This is a genomic window from Pseudoalteromonas sp. MMG024, assembly GCF_021654175.1.
GTDB lineage: Bacteria > Pseudomonadota > Gammaproteobacteria > Enterobacterales > Alteromonadaceae > Pseudoalteromonas.
The window spans coordinates 159954-178375 of the sequence record NZ_JAKFZO010000010.1 but is presented as its reverse complement, the minus strand read 5'-3'; the positions used below and the strand labels follow the sequence as shown (position 1 = coordinate 178375).

The 18422-nt window shown below is 40.1% G+C and carries 20 protein-coding genes; 10 read left to right on the top strand and 10 right to left on the bottom strand.

Annotated features, from left to right (window positions below):
• Window positions 1-4 precede the first annotated feature (4 nt).
• Window positions 5-610 (top strand): DUF3365 domain-containing protein, encoded by a 606-nt coding sequence (locus L1068_RS11800; protein ID WP_237130429.1) that lies wholly within the window; start codon window positions 5-7, stop codon window positions 608-610.
• 59 nt (window positions 611-669) lie between these two features.
• On the opposite strand, the gene L1068_RS22080 is transcribed toward L1068_RS11800, so the two are convergent.
• From L1068_RS22080 to L1068_RS11775, 4 genes are all read right to left on the bottom strand, one after another.
• Window positions 670-1806, bottom strand: a complete 1137-nt coding sequence (locus tag L1068_RS22080) for a methyl-accepting chemotaxis protein (RefSeq protein ID WP_054980855.1) — start codon at window positions 1804-1806, stop codon at window positions 670-672.
• A gap of 269 nt (window positions 1807-2075) precedes the next feature.
• Window positions 2076-2255 carry a hypothetical protein gene (locus L1068_RS11785; protein WP_237130428.1) on the bottom strand — a complete coding sequence of 60 codons (180 nt, stop codon included), beginning with the start codon at window positions 2253-2255 and terminating at the stop codon, window positions 2076-2078.
• Window positions 2231-2956 (bottom strand): GGDEF domain-containing protein, encoded by a 726-nt coding sequence (locus L1068_RS11780; RefSeq protein WP_237130427.1) that lies wholly within the window; start codon window positions 2954-2956, stop codon window positions 2231-2233. The genes L1068_RS11785 and L1068_RS11780 overlap by 25 nt, the downstream gene beginning before the upstream one ends.
• Before the next feature lie 192 nt (window positions 2957-3148).
• Complete coding sequence (locus tag L1068_RS11775) at window positions 3149-3991, bottom strand: LysR family transcriptional regulator (RefSeq protein ID WP_054980852.1); 843 nt, start codon at window positions 3989-3991, stop codon at window positions 3149-3151.
• 137 nt (window positions 3992-4128) lie between these two features.
• Between L1068_RS11775 and rimK the strand changes: the two genes are divergently transcribed.
• From rimK to L1068_RS11750, 5 genes are all read left to right on the top strand, one after another.
• Entirely contained in the window at window positions 4129-5034 is a 906-nt protein-coding gene (gene rimK / locus L1068_RS11770) for a 30S ribosomal protein S6--L-glutamate ligase (protein ID WP_237130426.1), read from the top strand.
• A 20-nt stretch (window positions 5035-5054) separates the two neighbouring features.
• Window positions 5055-6089: a succinylglutamate desuccinylase/aspartoacylase family protein gene (locus L1068_RS11765; protein ID WP_237130425.1), complete on the top strand. Its 1035-nt coding sequence runs from the start codon at window positions 5055-5057 to the stop codon at window positions 6087-6089.
• Complete coding sequence (locus L1068_RS11760) at window positions 6086-6517, top strand: RimK/LysX family protein (RefSeq protein WP_237130424.1); 432 nt, start codon at window positions 6086-6088, stop codon at window positions 6515-6517. Before L1068_RS11765 ends, L1068_RS11760 begins: the two co-directional genes overlap by 4 nt.
• Window positions 6518-6646: 129 nt before the next feature.
• Window positions 6647-7537, top strand: coding sequence for a mechanosensitive ion channel domain-containing protein (locus tag L1068_RS11755; RefSeq protein ID WP_237130423.1), 891 nt, complete (start codon window positions 6647-6649; stop codon window positions 7535-7537).
• A 14-nt stretch (window positions 7538-7551) separates the two neighbouring features.
• A complete protein-coding gene (locus L1068_RS11750; protein ID WP_237130422.1) occupies window positions 7552-8499 on the top strand; it encodes a zinc transporter ZntB in 948 nt (315 codons plus the stop codon).
• 9 nt (window positions 8500-8508) lie between these two features.
• Here the strand turns inward: L1068_RS11750 and L1068_RS11745 are convergent, their stop codons facing one another.
• Entirely contained in the window at window positions 8509-9336 is an 828-nt protein-coding gene (locus L1068_RS11745) for a LysR family transcriptional regulator (protein WP_237130421.1), read from the bottom strand.
• A 288-nt stretch (window positions 9337-9624) separates the two neighbouring features.
• Between L1068_RS11745 and L1068_RS11740 the strand changes: the two genes are divergently transcribed.
• The 3 genes from L1068_RS11740 (at window position 9625) to L1068_RS11730 (ending at window position 10461) form a co-directional block, all read left to right on the top strand.
• Window positions 9625-9885 (top strand): hypothetical protein, encoded by a 261-nt coding sequence (locus tag L1068_RS11740; protein ID WP_237130420.1) that lies wholly within the window; start codon window positions 9625-9627, stop codon window positions 9883-9885.
• A complete protein-coding gene (gene maoP / locus L1068_RS11735) occupies window positions 9885-10196 on the top strand; it encodes a DUF413 domain-containing protein (protein WP_237130419.1) in 312 nt (103 codons plus the stop codon). Before L1068_RS11740 ends, maoP begins: the two co-directional genes overlap by 1 nt.
• Window positions 10197-10260: 64 nt before the next feature.
• Complete coding sequence (locus tag L1068_RS11730; RefSeq protein WP_237130418.1) at window positions 10261-10461, top strand: hypothetical protein; 201 nt, start codon at window positions 10261-10263, stop codon at window positions 10459-10461.
• A 128-nt stretch (window positions 10462-10589) separates the two neighbouring features.
• Here L1068_RS11730 and L1068_RS11725 read toward each other — a convergent pair whose 3' ends face one another.
• From L1068_RS11725 to L1068_RS11710, 4 genes are all read right to left on the bottom strand, one after another.
• Entirely contained in the window at window positions 10590-11501 is a 912-nt protein-coding gene (locus tag L1068_RS11725; protein WP_054980843.1) for a GGDEF domain-containing response regulator, read from the bottom strand.
• Entirely contained in the window at window positions 11498-11896 is a 399-nt protein-coding gene (locus L1068_RS11720) for a response regulator (protein WP_054980842.1), read from the bottom strand. The genes L1068_RS11725 and L1068_RS11720 overlap by 4 nt, the downstream gene beginning before the upstream one ends.
• 2 nt (window positions 11897-11898) lie before the next feature.
• The gene (locus tag L1068_RS11715; protein WP_237130448.1) at window positions 11899-14550 is read right to left on the bottom strand and encodes a PAS domain-containing protein; all 2652 of its coding nucleotides are present in this window, start codon (window positions 14548-14550) and stop codon (window positions 11899-11901) included.
• Window positions 14551-14700: 150 nt separating this feature from the next.
• A complete protein-coding gene (locus tag L1068_RS11710; RefSeq protein ID WP_054980875.1) occupies window positions 14701-15096 on the bottom strand; it encodes a DUF2391 family protein in 396 nt (131 codons plus the stop codon).
• 239 nt (window positions 15097-15335) lie between these two features.
• Between L1068_RS11710 and L1068_RS11705 the strand changes: the two genes are divergently transcribed.
• Window positions 15336-15830, top strand: coding sequence for a MarR family transcriptional regulator (locus L1068_RS11705; RefSeq protein WP_054980840.1), 495 nt, complete (start codon window positions 15336-15338; stop codon window positions 15828-15830).
• Window positions 15831-15869: 39 nt separating this feature from the next.
• Here L1068_RS11705 and glnD read toward each other — a convergent pair whose 3' ends face one another.
• Window positions 15870-18416, bottom strand: a complete 2547-nt coding sequence (gene glnD / locus L1068_RS11700; protein WP_237130417.1) for a [protein-PII] uridylyltransferase — start codon at window positions 18414-18416, stop codon at window positions 15870-15872.
• Window positions 18417-18422 lie beyond the last annotated feature (6 nt).

The window sequence follows — 18422 nt, the reverse complement described above, 5'->3', positions numbered from 1 at the left end:
CAAGATGACCGAAACCAACTGTTCAACGATACAAACAGCGATTAATGCCTGTGCAATATCTTTAATAGTATTTGCAGGCGCCGTTCACGCTAATGATGCAATCGCGCAAAAAGCACAGCTCGATATGCAAGCCAAAAAGATCACCAATGCATTTGCAACCGAGCTAAAAGCTACTTTAATGACAGCCGTGGCAAAAGGCGGGCTATCTGCTGGTGTTGAGGTATGCCAAGAGCAAGCCCCTGAAATTGCCAAAAAATACTCGAGTCATGGTTGGCAAATCAGCCGTACAAGTTTGAAAACTCGTAACAGTCAGAATACCCCCAATATTAAGGAGATAGCGATACTACAAGATTTTGCCAAGCGACTTGCTAGCGGTGAGCCTGCAAAAACAGTGTCTTATTCGAACTTAAACCCCAAAAGCGGCGAATACCAATTTATGAAAGCTATTCCAACCGGGCAACTTTGCCTTGCTTGCCATGGCGAAAATATTAGCAACGACTTAAAGACAAAAATCAAAGCGCATTACCCAAAAGATACAGCCACAGGCTTTAAACTTGACGAACTAAGAGGCGCGTTTAAAGTCTATTTTCAGTCGTCAAACGCGCAGTAATTTGTCGTGCTCTTTTACTTTGGCGGCCAAATTATTGTTCCGCCAAAGCAAGGGCTAGGTTAAAACAGTTCAGTATGATCTTTTATTAAAGTAACTTCGCCTGCCACCTGATGAGACAGTTGCGTTAATTGTTCAACCACTTCAAAGCTTGCTGATTCCATTAGAGCAAGATGGTGAGCGGCGGTACTTTTATCGCCTTTAAGATTTGCATTTAGTGCAGCTAAGCCATTTTGATGCACTTCAGCATGAGGCTTTTCAAGTTTTTTAAATGCCGAAAAACTAGTGTATTTACTGTGACCTTCACCTTCATAATACCACTTGCCTAAACGACACATTGTATGATCCGCAAAGTCCTCTGGTGATTTATTAGATAACCCCAACATTACTTGGTACACGTCCATTTTCCATACAACATGATCCATTTTTACTGTTTGTAAAAATGCATCAGCGGTTGAATTAGTGATTACCGTGTACATATTTTGTGAAAAATCTACAATTCGATTTGCGGTTTTATCAATACAACTTGTGCTGTCTTTAATTTTGACACTTTTTTCACCAACACCATTAATACTGCTAACCACATCTTTCATTTGACTGTTTACTTGTTCAATCAATACTGAAATCTCATTTGATGCTTCGGCAGAGCGCTGAGCAAGGGTTCTCACTTCATCTGCCACAACAGCAAAACCTCGGCCCTGCTCGCCTGCTCGCGCGGCTTCAATTGCAGCATTGAGTGCTAACAAGTTCGTTTGATCAGAGATCCCTTTAATAATATTAACGAAATCATTAATGCCTTTGGTCACTTCATTTAATTCGTCTACCGAATTTGACGCATGCTGTGAGTCATTAGAAATCACCGAAGTCGCACTAATTGTAGCGGCGAGCAAGTCTTTAATTTGATCAAATAACTGTTGCGACGCGTTAAAGTCATCGCGGTGTGCAATTAATTCTGCAGATGAAGCAGCGAGACTCTCACGAATTTGACCAAGTAACTCACCTGATTGCAGCGACAATTTACACAAAGACTCTTGATGTTGTGCGCGCTCCGACAACATATCTAAATCACTATTGAATCCCAAGCTATCCTGTTCAGAACGCGCTAACGCTTGGTTTAATTCGGCGTTTTCTTGTTTTAGGCGCTGGTTTTCTTGTTGTAGTTTTTCTAACTCGCTTTTGTTCACCCAATTTAAAAACATTAAGCACCTCTTAAAAAATAACAGATTAACGCTACGAAACCTAAAAAAGTAATACAGATCATTGTGTGTTACTTTGTTTCAAGATTGACTCGTGCGGCGTATAAAGAACCTAGTTATCGGCATATAAAAATAAAACGCCACTATATTAGGAATAATTTATTGTTTTTAGCAAGCACATTTAAGATGCTTCGCCGTTTTCAAGCAACAAAATGCGCAATTAACGTCTAGGCCATAACAAAATTCTAGTCGACAATCATAAAAAAACACGTTTAAACAATAACAAAGCTAGTGCCTTGTATTTCTTTTGCTCGATAAACTGTTTGGTCTGCTTTCTTGATAAGCTTTTGCGGGATTAAGGTTACATGTTCTTCTTTTGAGGTCGAAACAGCACCTATCGAGCATTTTATTTCAATTAACTGTTCATTTAGTTGCTGCGCTGCGCTAAACACTGCACCACTTTTTGACAAAACTGCGTCAGCTCAGATTCGGCAGTATCCGGCAGCAACAAAGCAAATTCATCGCCGCCAAGGCGCGCTAACGTATCAGTTTCACAGCTAACCGAAGAAACAATTTCAACAAATCGCTTTAATAGCTCATCGCCTATATCGTGGCCATAAGTATCATTAATCGGTTTAAACTCATCGAGATCAAAACACAATAAACCAACCGCTCGCTTATTGCGTTTTGCCATTTTCAGCGCTTGCTTGCAGCGGTCTTGAAATAATAATCGGTTTGCAGCACCCGTTAGTGCATCATAGTGGGCAAGCTTCGTTAACTCCTGATTCAGCTTAAAGTCTTGAAATACGGCTTTAATACTATGTTCAAGCAAACCAATAGTAGCTGCAGGTAATGGCAACAAATCAATAGTTAAACGATTGGCGTTTGGCACGCTAAAACCATTAAAGTCTCGCGTTACTACCAGCACAGGCAGTAACGTGTTTGCTTTATTCAAATAATTGTACAGCGCTCTGAATTTACACTCGGTAACAATAATCAGCGACGGGCTATTTTTCGCAATATCACTCGATTTATTGAGAATGCATATACTATCAAACGACAGCGTTGTAAGCTTGAGTGTGCACGCTAACCAATGGGTTATTTCTTCTGACTCGGTAAAAATACCCACTTGACGGATTTTCGGATTATTCATAAAGACGCTAAAAACGATTTTTGTTTTTGCTCATTATTAAATAAAAGCAAAATATTGCCTACGAAAAAATAAGATCAAAAAAATCTTCAAAATTTTGGTGTTAAAACGGTTAAGTTATAGGCAGTAATAAAAATAAATTTTCAATATTAGATTTTTGATAAATTAAATTTATTGAACATTCCGGCTTATACGTTAGTTACGCACGTATGGGAATAACATAAGCGCATCTTGCACCAACTGCTTCTTATGACTTTTCGCAAGGTAAATCGCATAGATATCACGGCTATATTCAGGTGCACCCTCAACCGCATGTAATTTACCTTTGCGAATATGCTCAAAGCACATTTGTTTTGGCAGGTAGGCACAACCCGATGCCTCTAAAATAAAGTTTAACGCGATCCGCGGTTGACTCATATGATGGCGAATAGCATTTAACTCACTGTAATCACGTAAAATTTGACTGTTTACCGACTCACCATAATCAACCATAACCATGTTCTCAATATTGTGTAATGTCATATCGCGGTCAGTCGACACGAGTTGCAAAGGTACCGTTGCAACCTTCTCGTTCACTATGTCTTCTGTAAATGGCGGTTCGAATAAAAACGCGATATCCACTAAACGGCTAATTACTTGTTTTCTAAGCTCTAGTGGCGAATATGTATGGGTATATAAATGAACGTCATCTAGATTGCGGTGAATTTTTTGCAGCCAATCCTGCAGTACAATGTCCCAAATTGACATCATTGAACCAACAAACAATTGATAAGCGTTAGGCTGAGCGACGCCGACATCTTGTTTCAGCTTTTGCCACATAATTAGCATTTCATTGGCATGTTTAACGAGGCGGTGGCCTTCTGCGGTAAGTTTTAAACGTTTCTGTGTGCGATCAAATAACTGCACACCGAGCTCTTCTTCTAACTGTTTAATACGGCTACTAACAGCGGCTTGCGTTAGGTATAAGTTATCGGCTGCGACTCGCACATGTAAGGTTTGGCTCACTTCCAAAAACGTCGTTAAAAGCTCAATTTTCATTCGAAAACACCCATTTTAATAAAATTATTTTATCAATTTGTGATTTTTATTTTGTTTTTCTTTTTAGATATTTTCAACTAATTTTCCCAACATAAATTTTATTGCACAAATAAACGCCAAAATAAGGATGCCAAATTATGAAAATTGCTATTTTATCTCGAAATGAAAACCTATATTCAACCCGCCGCTTAAAAGAAGCGTGTATCGCACGTGGCCACGAGGTTGATGTTATCGACACACTACATTGCTACATGGATATCACCAGTAGCCGCCCTGCGGTGCGTTACCACGGTCAAGAGCTACCAAAATACGATGCGATTATTCCGCGTATTGGTGCATCAGTTACGTTTTATGGCACTGCAGTTGCGCGTCAGTTTGAAATGATGGGTACATTTAACGTGAATGAATCGGTAGCGATTAGCCGCTCTCGCGACAAGTTACGCTCACTACAGTTACTGTCGCGTAAAGGCGTTGGTCTGCCACGCACAGGATTTGCAAGCAAGCCAGACAACATTAAAGACTTAATTAAAAATGTGGGTGGCGCGCCTTTAGTAATAAAACTATTGGAAGGTACCCAAGGTATTGGTGTCGTACTCGCTGATACAGCAAAAGCAGCTGAAAGCATTATTGAAGCGTTTATGGGCTTAAAAGCTAACATTCTCGTGCAAGAGTATATTAAAGAAGCTGGCGGTGCTGATATTCGCTGCTTAGTTGTTGGTGGCCGTGTTGTTGCAGCGATGAAACGCCAAGGTGCAGAAGGTGAATTCCGTTCAAACTTGCACCGTGGTGGCAGAGCGGAACTGGTTAAACTGACCAAAGAAGAACGTGCAACTGCGGTTAACGCTGCCAAAGTAATGGGACTTAACTTCTGCGGTGTAGACTTACTGCGCTCACACAATGGCCCTATGGTAATGGAAGTAAATTCATCTCCAGGTCTTGAAGGCATTGAAAATGCAACGGGATTAGACGTGGCAGGTAAGCTCATTGAGTTTATTGAAAAGACGGCTAAGTCTGGTTCAACAAAAACCAAAGGACAAGGTTAATTAACGCGATTGGAACAGTTATGAACGAATTGATTATTGGTGAACACACAATTATGCCTGGCGAAACAAAGAAAATTGATTTGCCAGTAGCCAAATTGTACACCGATGCTGATGTGCACTTACCGGTACATATTATTCGCGGTAAAAAAGCAGGCCCAACAATTTTTATTAGCGCCGCGGTGCATGGTGATGAACTGAATGGCATTGAAATCATCAGACGCCTTATCAATTTAAAAGGCTTTAAAATTTCAGCAGGCACCTTAATTGCTGTGCCTATGGTGAATGTATACGGGGTGATCAACCAAAGCCGCTACATGCCTGATAGACGCGACCTTAACCGCAGTTTTCCAGGTTCAGCGAAAGGCTCTTTGGCAGCACGTGTCGCTAATATTTTCTTAAAAGAAATTGTTAGCCACTGTGATTACGGTATTGATTTACATACAGGTGCTATTCACCGTTCAAACTTGCCACAAATTAGGGCGCAACTAGCGGATGAAGAAACCTTAACACTTGCTAATGCATTCGGTGCACCAGTAATTTTAAATTCGAAAATAATCGATGGTTCATTGCGTGATGCTGCGGTTGATAAAGGCACTAAGGTGTTGTTATACGAAGCGGGAGAAGCACTGCGATTTGATGAGTTTTCAATTCGCGCCGGCATTAAAGGCATAGTTAATGTACTGCGCCATTTGAAAATGACACCAAAAGGCAGAGCACGCAAAAAAACAATTAACCAATTTGTCGCCAATAACAGTGGTTGGGTACGCGCAACCAGCAGTGGTATTGTCACCCATTTATTTAACTTGGGTGACCAAGTTAAAAAAGGCCAAGTGCTTGCTGAGATCGGTAGCCCGTACGGCGAGATTTTAACGGAAGTGTTGGCAAACAAAAGTGGCGTCATTATAGGTAAACAAAATATACCTTTGGTACAAGAAGGCGAAGCCATGTACCACATTGCTTACTTTAAAGAAGATGATGAAGAAATTGCTGAACATATTGGCAGTGTTGAAGAAGAACTTGTGAACCATATTGTGAACAGTGAAGGATTGTTATGAATAACAGAATAATTATCGGCCATGTAGAAAACATTGATCTACCCGATTTAGGCATTACGCAAATGACAGTGCGCGTAGACACAGGCGCACAAACATCGTCGCTGCATGTTGATAATATTCAACGAACTAAATTGGATAAAAAGCCTGCAGTATCGTTTGATATTCACCCTGAAATTCATAACGTAGACAAAACCTTACGCTGTACCGCTATTTTGCATGATATTCGCAAAGTAAAGTCATCGAATGGTATGAGCGAACAGCGCTATGTAATTAAAACGCCTGCGATACTTGGCGAGCATAAATGGAATATTGAAATAACATTGACCGATCGCTCAGATATGACCTATTTAATGTTATTAGGTCGACAAGCGATGGGCGACCACTTTTTTATTGACCCTGCAAATGGCTTTGTCGCCTCGCAAAGTTAACAGTAATGCAGTTAGACGTATGGACCAGTGGTGCTGCGTGCTAGCTGCAAGCAACACGGATTGTAAATTTTCCTGTGTATACTGATTGTTGTAAAATAGCAAAAAACTAATCCTAACAAGGACTTATTAATGTTAGAACAAGTTAAATATTGGCTCAATTTCCCGCTATTTAAATTTAATGAACGTGTTGTCACACTGATTGAAGTGCTCGCCGTTCCGCTTTGGTTAATCGCCAGTGTTTGGCTTTCCCACTTCATTATAAAAATGATTGGTAAACGCCTTACAAAGAAAAATAAAGATCCTAATATTGTTCACTTAGTACAGCGTATTTTGTATGTGGTGGCGCTCGCTATTATTTTTATGACAACCCTTTCGATGATCAATGTGCCGATCACTGCATTTGCATTTCTTTCTGGTGCAATCGCGATTGGTTTTGGTTTTGGGGCACAAAACATTATCAATAACTTTATTAGTGGTTGGATTTTAATGGGCGAAAAGCCAATCCGCATTGGTGATTTTTTAGAAGTTGAAGGCGTAAAGGGTGTTGTTGAAGAAATTAATACCCGCTCAACACGTATTCGCCGTGTTGATGGCGTTCACATGCTGATCCCAAATAGCAAGCTATTAGAGAACACGGTGACCAACTGGACCTTACGCGACAAATTAGTGCGCGGTACAGTAGCTGTAGGTGTTGCCTACGGTACCGATTGTCAAAGTGTAAAACGTATTATGTTAGAAGTTGCCAACGCGCAACCAGACACACTAAACGAAGATGGCCGGGCACCGTTAGTTTTTTTTCAAGATTTTGGCGATAACTCGCTGCTGTTTGAAGTGTATTTTTGGATTAACTCACAAGTTGAAGGTGGCTTACGATTAGTTGCCAGCAATATTCGATTTGGGTTAGACGAAGCGTTTAAAGCAGCAGATATTACGATTGCATTCCCGCAGCGGGATATTCACCTTGATGGCACACTTAATATTGTTAATAAGTCAGAACCGATGAACAAAGCTGACAGCTAACTTAGGAAATAACCATGAAGCATGATTTTATAATTGAAGGTTGGCAAATGAATCATAACGACAGGCCTAATGCTGTTACGTCAGAACAGCAACTAGCAGAGCAAAATTATTGGGTGCACTGTGATCGCTCATCGGCTGAATTTGAGCATTGGTTAAAATCCCTTGGTTTTGATGAATCAATTATTGAATCACTGCTTGCCACCGATACAAGACCGCGTTTTCAGCAAATTGATAAGAACAGCTTTTTCCTTATTTTAAGAGGTGTAAACCTAAATGCCGGAAAAGAGCCCTACGATATGTTAACTGTGCGTTTGCTTTACACGCCAGAGCGCGTTGTTACGTGTAGCATTCAGCGCTTACGTGCAATTGAAGCGGTAGCGTCTCAGTTAAAGAAGAATAAAGGACCCGATACCCTTGAATCTTTGGTAATTGAGCTATTAAGCCAACTAAATGCCAAAATTGAATCTGTAATTGAGCCAATTGAGCAATTTATTAACGCACAAGATAACGATGCGTTTAGCTCAGACGCCATTGCTGAGATAAGTGTTAAGCACCGTAAACTACTGCGTTTAAATCGCTTTTTAAAGCCGCAATTGTATGCACTATCGGCATTGAGTAAAAACAATGTGGCAGCATTTAATGACTATCATGTAGAGCTTGCGACCGAGCTTGATACCTTGTCTCGTATTGTCGACACCATCGATTTCTACATTGCGCAAATCGACGTGATTAATAACCGTATTGCGCAAATTAACAGCGAAGTGATGAACCGCAATACCTACATGCTGTCGATTATCGCCGGCATTTTCTTACCACTTGGCTTTTTAACCGGGTTGTTCGGTATTAATGTGGGCGGCATGCCAGGCGTTGATAACCCCAATGCCTTTTATTGGTTTTGCGGTGTATTAACTGGCATAGGTGTTGTTGCATTAGTGATGTTTCGCCGTTGGAAATTCCTATAGCTAGTACGCTTAGCTATTTGCGAGTAAATTGCAAAGTTCATCTGTCAGCGCCGAATGTGGCGCTGATTTTTTATAGGTCAAATAAACTGGTCGCTTTAACTGCATGGCGCTGTTTATATTGAATAAACGCCCTTCTGCTATATAGGATTTGACTAGATCACTCGGTAAATACGCAAAACCACCATTGGCCAACATCAAATCTAACGCTATGGTTGCTGCTGAGGTGCGATGACTCGGTTGCACTTTATGGTGAGCCGCATGCTCTTTGGCAAACGTAATGCCCCAATCAACATAAATATAATTGTCGCATGTTTCACTGAACTCAGCACAACTGCCAACCAGCGAAATATCAAAATCACCAACATGGGTATTAATAAAATCACTGTCTTTAATTGGGTCTGTTAAAAAAGCGAGCTGCAAACTTTTATCATCAAGTTTGCGTTGGATTGCCTCTCGCACTGAAATTTCCGTACCGACCACAACCGAGTCAAATACCGTATTCATTTCATTTATGCGAGAGCACAAATATGCATCCCATACATTGGGTGTTGCTGCGATATTAAATACCGTTTTTTGCTCACTGGCCAAGCCCACCATAGCTTTTGATTGTGCGATTTGTTCAATCACCAGATGAGCATAAGGCAGTAACGCATTACCCGCAGGCGTTAAGGTCAGATTATTTTTTTCGCGAATAAATAACGGCGTGGCATAAAATTCTTCAAGTTGTTTTATGCGTGCACTCACAGCAGCTTGAGTAATGTATAACTGCTCAGATGCTTTGCCAAAATGCCTGTTTTCCGCAACCGCGATAAACGTCTTAAAAACCTTAATATCCATACTTTCACCTAGTAAACCAATTCGCAATAACACTTAATCTCTTAGAGGGGGCTCATCTGCTGCTAATTTATTTTAAATTTGCATTTAAAACAAATAGATAATGCAATTCACCCTATGATATTAACGACGTTTTATTGCTGCAAAACAGCGTTATTAATTAAGCGAATTAGTATTAAAACCGCAGCCAATAATTTAAAGATTTTTTGTTATATCGACAATAATTATTTGCTTTTCATTTCCCTTAACAAGCCCTAAATTTAGCGCAGAAGTTAACCCAGAGGACTGGTAATGAAACTCACTAAAATGGTCGCGCTCGGTTTGATTGTATCACTTAGCTCGGCGTTTGTTATCGCTGAAAATAGCACAAAGGCACCGCCTTCAATTGCGTTAAATTACTTGGAATATTGCCAAGATATCCTAGCGGAAAATGACGGCGAACATGAGACTAACTTATTAAACTGTGTGAATACCGAGCTTGAAGGTTCAGGATTTGACACATTCGCCACATACAGTGAATTACTCACGTATGTGGGTTTAGGTGAAGACTAATGGAAACGGCAATCCGACAAGGCAAAATACCGTTTTATGCCAGCGACACATTTCCTTATGGTTTGTCACGCAGCGGCTATTTCAGTATTGGCGAATCAGAAGAGCTGATTAAATACGGTGATACTTTATACGGCCTGCATAACGGCTTGTTGTCGCCAGAAAATGCCGAAGAGGCGATGTTTGTCGCAGAATTAAACAGCGATGAAACCGCAACCCTTGACGCTGTAAAGTTATGGAAAAAATTTCTAATAGTGATTACAAAAAGCAATAGCTTTTACAGTTTATCGCCAAGTAAAAAAGCGGCTTTTTAGCCGGTATTATCAACCTTAATCGTTGTTAACAAACACGAAGCAATGAGATAGAAGGTAGTAAAAAATGGATATTGACGTATCTGATTTTGACTATGATGATGAGTTGGAAGTTAAATATCAAACCTCCTACACATCGGGAAAACCCGCGCCAATGAAAGTGCACCGTAAAAAACGGTTATCACCTTGGCAGCGTATAGAATTATTAAAAGACAAAGCTAGGCTCAACAAGCAAATTGCCGATAGCCACTTTGATTATTACGATTAAATTGAATTAGCAATATGTTCAAGGTAATTAACAACTAACCTCCAAGACTGACGTTTTATGAGTAGAGCGTCACCTTGGCGGTTATTTCCCGTTTATTTCTGACCCATCCCGATCAGCAAGCACTTTAATTAATCGTGCTTACGTTTATTTTTATACATCGCGGTGTCGGCAGCTTTAATAAGCTCAGCAACGGTGTAGCCATCTTGCTCATACAAGGCAAAACCAATACTCGCAGAAAGTGCGACCTTTTGCGCCTGACCATCAACGTCAGTAATATAAAATTCATCACAAATGGCATTGAGTTGCTGTTGGCTTGCTTGCTCTGCATCAGCAGTGCTTTTAACGTGCGGCAGCAAAGTAACAAATTCATCGCCACCGAAGCGCGCAACAAAATCTGTGGAACGACTAAATAGAGCTAAGCGATTAGCGACATGCTGCAACAACTGATCGCCCGCATCATGGCCAAACTCATCATTAATGGGTTTAAAGTTATCCAAATCTATAAATAAAATGGCAAACATTTCACCGTAACGCTGCGCATGTTCAACCAGCTCTTCAAGTTTTAAATCCAGTGCTTTACGGCTATATAGTTTAGTTAGTGCATCACGGTTTGCTGAATTTTCAAGTATTTGTAAAAGGTGATGACGTTCTTTAGAAAAGCGAATTACGCGCTGCAATAGCGACGATGTAAGCTCTGACTTAGGTACATAATCTTGCGCCCCAAGTTGAATCAGACGGTCGCCCATGGCTTCATCGGCCACTCCAGTCACGACTACAATAGGCACTGCTTGTGCACTGTGCTTTACCGTTAACATGGTATTAAAACCATCACTATCCGTGACGTTCAAATCCATAATAATTAAGTCAGGCTTAAAATTTTCGAGCGCTTGAACCAGTTTCGTCAATGAATCAAAAGTCATAATTGAGTGACTAACAATTTTATCACTCTTTAGTGCATTCCTAATCAGGTAAGCATCATCGCTGTCATCTTCGAGCAAGTAAATCAGATGATTAGATTTGTACTTTTGTTGATCATTCAAGTTTTATTGATCCTTTGCCAGTAATTCAACAGCGAGCTTAAGAATTCAACGGTTTCATTTAAGCCTTGTGGCTTTCGCACGTAAGAATTAGCACCATACTGATACGACAACTCAATATCATGAGGGCTATTTGAATTAGAATATATCACGACCGGTAAATTAGTCGCGTGTTTATTTTGTTTAATTAATTTTAGTACGTCAAAGCCGCCGCATTGCGGCATATTCAAATCGAGTAACACTAAGCTATTCGCGTTTGCAAAAGCGTCAATAGATGCAACAAACTCTCTACCATCATCAAAATGTGCAAGCGTTTTTTCATCATCAACCTTTTTTAGCGCCTGACGCATGATGTAAGCCTCATCGGGATCATCATCAATTAAAATTAGGTTCAGCATTGCTACACTTCTCTCGGCAAATTAATAATAAACTGAGTGCCTGTCCCCTCTATGCTCTCACAGCGAATTTGCGCGTTATGCACTTTGATTATTTGTGCAACAATAGCAAGACCAATACCACTGCCTTCATATTTTTCTCGCGTATGCAGTCGTTTAAAAGGTTCAAAAATGCGTTTCGCATGGCTTTGGTCGAGGCCAATGCCTTGATCTTCAATAACAATTTCAACTGACGATTCATGCTCAGTGAGCCGAATATTGATTTCAGGTATGTTATCTGGCTTAGTAAACTTAATTGCATTAGCAATTAAGTTTTGCAGTACCTGTTCAAATAACCCCGCATCAGCGGTAATTAATAGCTCTGGGTTGTCGCACTCAATTTCTGATTTAGTTCGAAAAATGCTCAACTCAAGATTTTCGAGTACCGGTGTTAACACTGTATTAAATGACACGGTTTCAAGCGACAAAGCGTTAGTGTTAATACGCGACAGTTTGAGCAAATCTTCAATCATTTTACTTAACCGTTTAGCAGCTAACTGCAATCGCTCAAGTTCAAACTCACTATCTGGGTCCGATTTGAATTGACCTTGTAATCGCTGATAAATCGACTCGCTAAATGCTGATATTTTTCTCAGCGGCTCTTGTAAATCGTGTGATGCAATAAAGGCAAACTGCTCTAAGTATTCATTTGATGCCTTTAATTTACCTAAGAATTCATTTTTGTCGCTTACATCGACAAATGTGCCTAGCATACGTTTGGGCTTACCGTTTTCATCTCGCTCCAATACAGAATCAACCGAATAGCACCACACCCAATGACCATTTTTATGGCGAAAGCGATATTCTAAAAAGTACTTTTCATTGCCGGTTGATTGGGTGATCAGTTCCATATGTTCAATCATGCTCGCGCGATCGTCTGGGTGAAACTTCTCCATCAAATCAATATCATTTGCAAAGTCATCTAACTCGTAGCCGAGTAACTCTGTGTAGGTTTTATTAATTCGCTCATTTTGTTGCGTGTCTAAATTAAAAATATAAAAACCACATACAGAGCTGTCTAATAGACTTTCTAAAAAGTTATGACTGTCAGCAAGCTGACGCTGCGCTTCTTTTTCAGAAGTAATATCTACCGCACTACCGATGAGATATGTATTACGCTTATCTCCGGTTTTTTTAACCGGATAAAGTGACGTTTTAAACCAGCGAGCATCACCTTCAAATGGAATATGCTCGACATATTCGAGCGGCGAATTTTGCTCGACGCAGGTTAAATATTTTGCGTGCAAATGTTGCTTAACTTCAGCAGGAAAAAACGTGATTTCAGATAATCGTTTATTCAGAATCTGCTGTTGCGAAATACCCGCCCATTTAAGCGCGGTATTATTATAAGTAGTAAATTTAAAGTCGTTATCTAAATATTCAACCACCCAAATACCGTGATTTGTGCCCATGTATAAGGCATCTAAAAATTGTGTTCGTTCATCAAGTAAGCGCTGCGCTTTCTTTTGTTCATCGATATTTCTGAGTGCACCCGACATGGTGACGGGGTTGCCGTGACTATCACAAATTGAATCCCCGCGTGTTAGAAACCAGCTATATTCTCCTTGAGCGTTACGACCAAGGTATTCAACTTCATAACGTTCTTTATATTTTAGATGCGCATCTACCGCGTTTTGTACTATGTCTTGAAAATCGGGGTGAACGTGATTAAACCAAGTTTCATAATTCGCCTCTTGGTTTTCAGGCACACCGATTAACTCAAATAGTTTTGGCGACCACACTTGCTTACCGGTTTGAATATTCCAATCCCAAATACCATCATTTGTGGCTGAAGTAGCTCGCGCAAAAAGGGCATTTGACTCAACCAATTGTTGTTTTAATGCCGCCACTTCTTTTAAATCTTTTAAGGTAATAAGTAGCTGCACCTCACCTGCATACTCCTTTTTGGTAAGAATAATTTCAACAATTTGATTTTTTTTATCTGTTTTGATTTGGCCAACAAAGCTAGCATTTTCGTTTAGCGCAAGGGTTTTTCCACTCGATTGGATTATGGTTTCAAATTCTTGGCTATTTGCCTTTAAATAATTGCTTAACTTGCCATTTATATCGCCAAACTCTGATTTAAAATACTCATTTGCAAACACCACATCACCCTGTTCATTTGCTAGTAAAAAATTAAGTGGTAGCGAATCAAGCATCCATTTAGTTTGAATATGACCTTCGAGTAAACTGGTTAGTTTTTTGTTTTCTTGACGAGAAACACCATACTCCGACTTAATGCCTTCGTATTGCGAAATAGTGGGTACTTTAAGTAATTCAGGTAACAGTTTGTACAGATAAAACGCAGTAGTCATCGACACCAGCGCAGTTACAGCTTTTGCCATGCCATGATAGCCATACACCCCTTGCCAAATAGTCCAAATACCAAATAAATGAGTGATACCGCAAAATAAAATAAATAATGAGAACAGTAAAAACACATTGTTATAGCCAATATCATTGCGCATTTTCATAAAGATAACGATCGCAATAGGAATTGAAAAATAGGCGGTCGCTATCAGTAAATCAGAAACAACATGGGTCCATAAAATATGAGGTTGCCATAAGTAACAGTGACCATGAGGCATGTAATCACCGCGAAAAAACTGCTCTGTCATCGTGCTCAACGGAAATCCCTTACATTTGCAGTAGGTTTACATTTGAGTATGGCAGATAGCCTTGCAAATACAATTTGAAGGCGGGTTTTTATACGTTAAATCAAGGGTTAAATTAACTGTAAAGCGGAGCGAAAACGTCGTTAAAAACGCTTATTCCTTATCAAAACTATCAACGATAATCGCGCCCATTGACGCCGGCATTGAAATAACCACAATGCGTTTGAGGGCAACAAGAGGTTCTGTAAGAAGTGGCAATTTATTAATGCTTAAAAGGACTAGCGCCACAATAAAAAACGTAATGACATAAGCAAAGATAATACGCGACACAAATAGTAAACGTCGCGTTCGGATATTGCGTTGAAATACGCTCTCAAAGGTATATAAACTTAAAAATAGAAATGACAAGCTTAATAGCAGCAATAAATTGGTAAACGGTAATGTTTGTGCAAGCTGCCATGCTTCTTCTGAAAATGAAATCGGCACTGCAAGTGCAAATGCACCGACACAAATCTGAATAATATCTTCAAAATTAAAACTGCTTTTCATCATTATTTTATCGCTGCTGTTTAATAGTAATTCTAAACGCTTAAGTTCAAAGTAAATAGCTCATCTACAGATAGTAAGGTAAACCTGTCTGCTGTAAACCCAATTTATGTTTTTTAATTGAGCAATTGTAATGTTATTTTCACCCATCTGTTTAAAGCTATGTTTTGCACGTGGCATTTTTGATACCATCACCCAATAATTTAAATTTCCCGTTCAAAACGCGAGTTACTACTTTAGCCATGGAAAAATACGAAGAACTGTTAGTGTCAATCCGTAAAGTGATTCGAGCTATTGATTTACACTCTAAACAACTTAATAAATCGTCTGGATTAACCGGCCCTCAGCTGCTTATTATGCAAGAGATTGCCCGCGTGAAAGGTATTACCGCAAGTGCAGTTGCAAAAGAGATTAACCTAAGTGCCGCAACTGTAACGAATATCTTAGACCGTTTAGAATCCCGTGATTTAATTGAGCGTGTGCGCAGCAATGAAGATAAACGTCGCGTTAGCTTGTTTTTAACCAATAAGGGCAAAACATCATTAATTGATGCGCCGCAACCACTGCAAGAACACTTTATTCAAAATTTTTGTGCGCTTGAGCAGTGGGAACAAAGCCTGCTGCTTTCTTCAATGCAGCGTATCGCTAATATGATGGATGCAACTGACCTTGATGCAGCACCGGTACTTGAAATTGCGCCAATGACTGTAAGCTCAGAGGACAACAATAAAAGTTAATGTAATCGATGTGCGTCGTCAGTCAAACCAACGCGCACATTAAGATAACTTGTAGCCAAATGCGTCGATCACTTGGCTACGTAAATCCTCTTTTAAACACTCATTGTTGCTATCTGAAAGCAAAAACACACTTTCTAAACTCTCACCTAGTGTGGTTACTTTTGCCGAATGAATAGACAAAGTTAAGTTGCGAAACACCGAACAAATTTTATCAACATAAGTAGGGTTATTAAGCGTCGTGACTTTGAGCAGCGTTCTATCGCGTTTTGGCGTTGGAATAAACTCCACCATAGGCTCTGAATCAAAGCTTTTAATCTTTTTAGCAACCGGTAATTTACAGCTTTTATGACCAGATTCGATAACACGTTCGATTTGGCTAATAACCCGTTTAATGCGGTAACTTTCACTTAACTGCTCATCATTAACGTCAAGCACTCGGAAAACTTCAAGCACGTTGCCGTCTTTGGTTTCTAGTAGCTCAGCATCTTTAACGCTCACTTTCGCTTGGGTAAGCGTGTTAAAAATATCGACAAAGAGTTTTTGCCTATTAGGCGTATACACCACCAAGGTCGAACAACCGATTTGATCGCTCTGCGTTAAAAATACTAAAGGAAACTGGGTGGCGTTAACAACTTTAGCTGTAATTTCAGAAAGCTCTTTTGCACTGGTAAATGTGAAAAAACTATTAGGCAAGGTTGACCAAAACTGAGTGACATCGTTAAGAGCAATATCGCTGTTTGATAGAATAGTTTGTGCCTGCGCTTTATTTTCGCGGATCACTGTTCGCTGCTCGAAAATACTTTGCCCATCGGTTTTGAATGCTTCACGACTTGCTAAGTAAAGTTGTTCTAATATGGCAGCTTGCCAGTCGTTCCAAGCATCCTCATTAGTCGCCATAATATCTGCTACCGTAAGCGTATACAGGGCATTTAAGCGCTCTAACGATTTAACCTGTTTGTTTAAGCTGCGAATTGTGCGCGGGTCGTAAATATCTAAGGTGCGACTGGTGTTGATTAACAACTCTTGGTTTTCAATCAACCACTCAATTAACTCCACCGACGCATTTTTTAAATTGTGGAATGCGGCAAACTCTTTTGCCAAAATCGCACTGGTGCTATGACTTTCACTATCCTGTGAACCGGCTAAATGATGACAAAACGCAGCAAGCGATAACGCCAATTTATTTTGCACACGGCCGTAAGCAATATGATAGGTTTCATGATCATCTTGATGATTTGCAAAGTCAGAAATATACGACACGGTTTTATATACATGCTCGTCAACCGTGTAGGCATTATGAATATCAAATTGCATACGCCCTTCGGTTTGCGCCCATTGCGTCGCATACATCTCTAGCACCCCATAACGGTGCATTAAACCCAGTACTTTTTTAAGGGTTTTAGGCTGCTCAAACAGGCGAATAAATTCTTCACGGCAACTTTGGTAATCTTGTAATTCGCCCAGCAAGCGGTGCCTTACTTTTCGCAGCAACTTCAATGTATTGGACGATATCCCTTTTGCCTTAGGGTGATTTGCCAATAAGCCAAATAACTTGATCACTTGCGACTTATCAATAAATACACTTGATGAGTTCACATCAACCAAACCATCAACAATGGCAAAATTTTCGTTAACTTGCAGTACTTCTTTTTCGCTATCGCGCGAAATACACAGGCTCACATTTTCACAGAGAATTTGGTTAAGTTCTTGCAAACGGGTCATGGCACGAAACAATTGTCGCATCATACGCTCGATTGCCTGTTGTGCACTGTCTCCACGACCAAACTTTAGAAATTCCGCAACATCAGCTTGGTATTCAAATAATAATAATTCTTGCGGGCGATTAGCCACGCAGTGCAGCGCCCAGCGAATGCGGCAAATAAAGTCGTGGGCTTCAATTAGCTCAAATTGTTCATCTTCTTGCAATAGTTCGCCATGCTCAAATAAACCAGCGTTTGATAACTTTAAATGTTTGCGCGCAACCCAAATAATGGTTTGAAAGTCACGTAAACCACCGGGATTAGTTTTTATGTTTGGTTCAAGGTAGAGTGCGGTATTGAGCGCCTTTTCATGGCGAGCTTGTTGCTCTTCTAGCTTTGCCTTAAAAAAGTCAAAATCGCTTAGTGTGGTTTCATCGTACAAAGAGCTTAGTAACGACTCTGCATGTTGCTTGTTGCCGTATAAACAGCGAATATCAAGTAAATTAGTCGCTATGGTAATATCTTCGGTGGCGAAACGTTTCGCTTCTGCTAAATTACGAACGGAATGGCCAATATCCAACCCTAGATCCCAAAGCCCAGTAACAAACTGCCTCACTTTATCTTCGGGAAATTCACTTGCGTCATCGGGCGTAATAATCGCAATATCAATATCTGAATAAGGATGCAATGTTGCACGGCCATAACCGCCAACGGCATTGAGTGAGCAAGGCGAATTAACTAAGCCACATTCACGCCACATATCAATTAGCATTTTATCCAATTCATCTGCACGTTCACGTAATAACGAACTGATAGAGCTAGAAAAAAAACGCTCATTTTGCGAATTGGTTAGTTTATCTAATTGATCTTTGTATATCGTTCTCATTCCTTG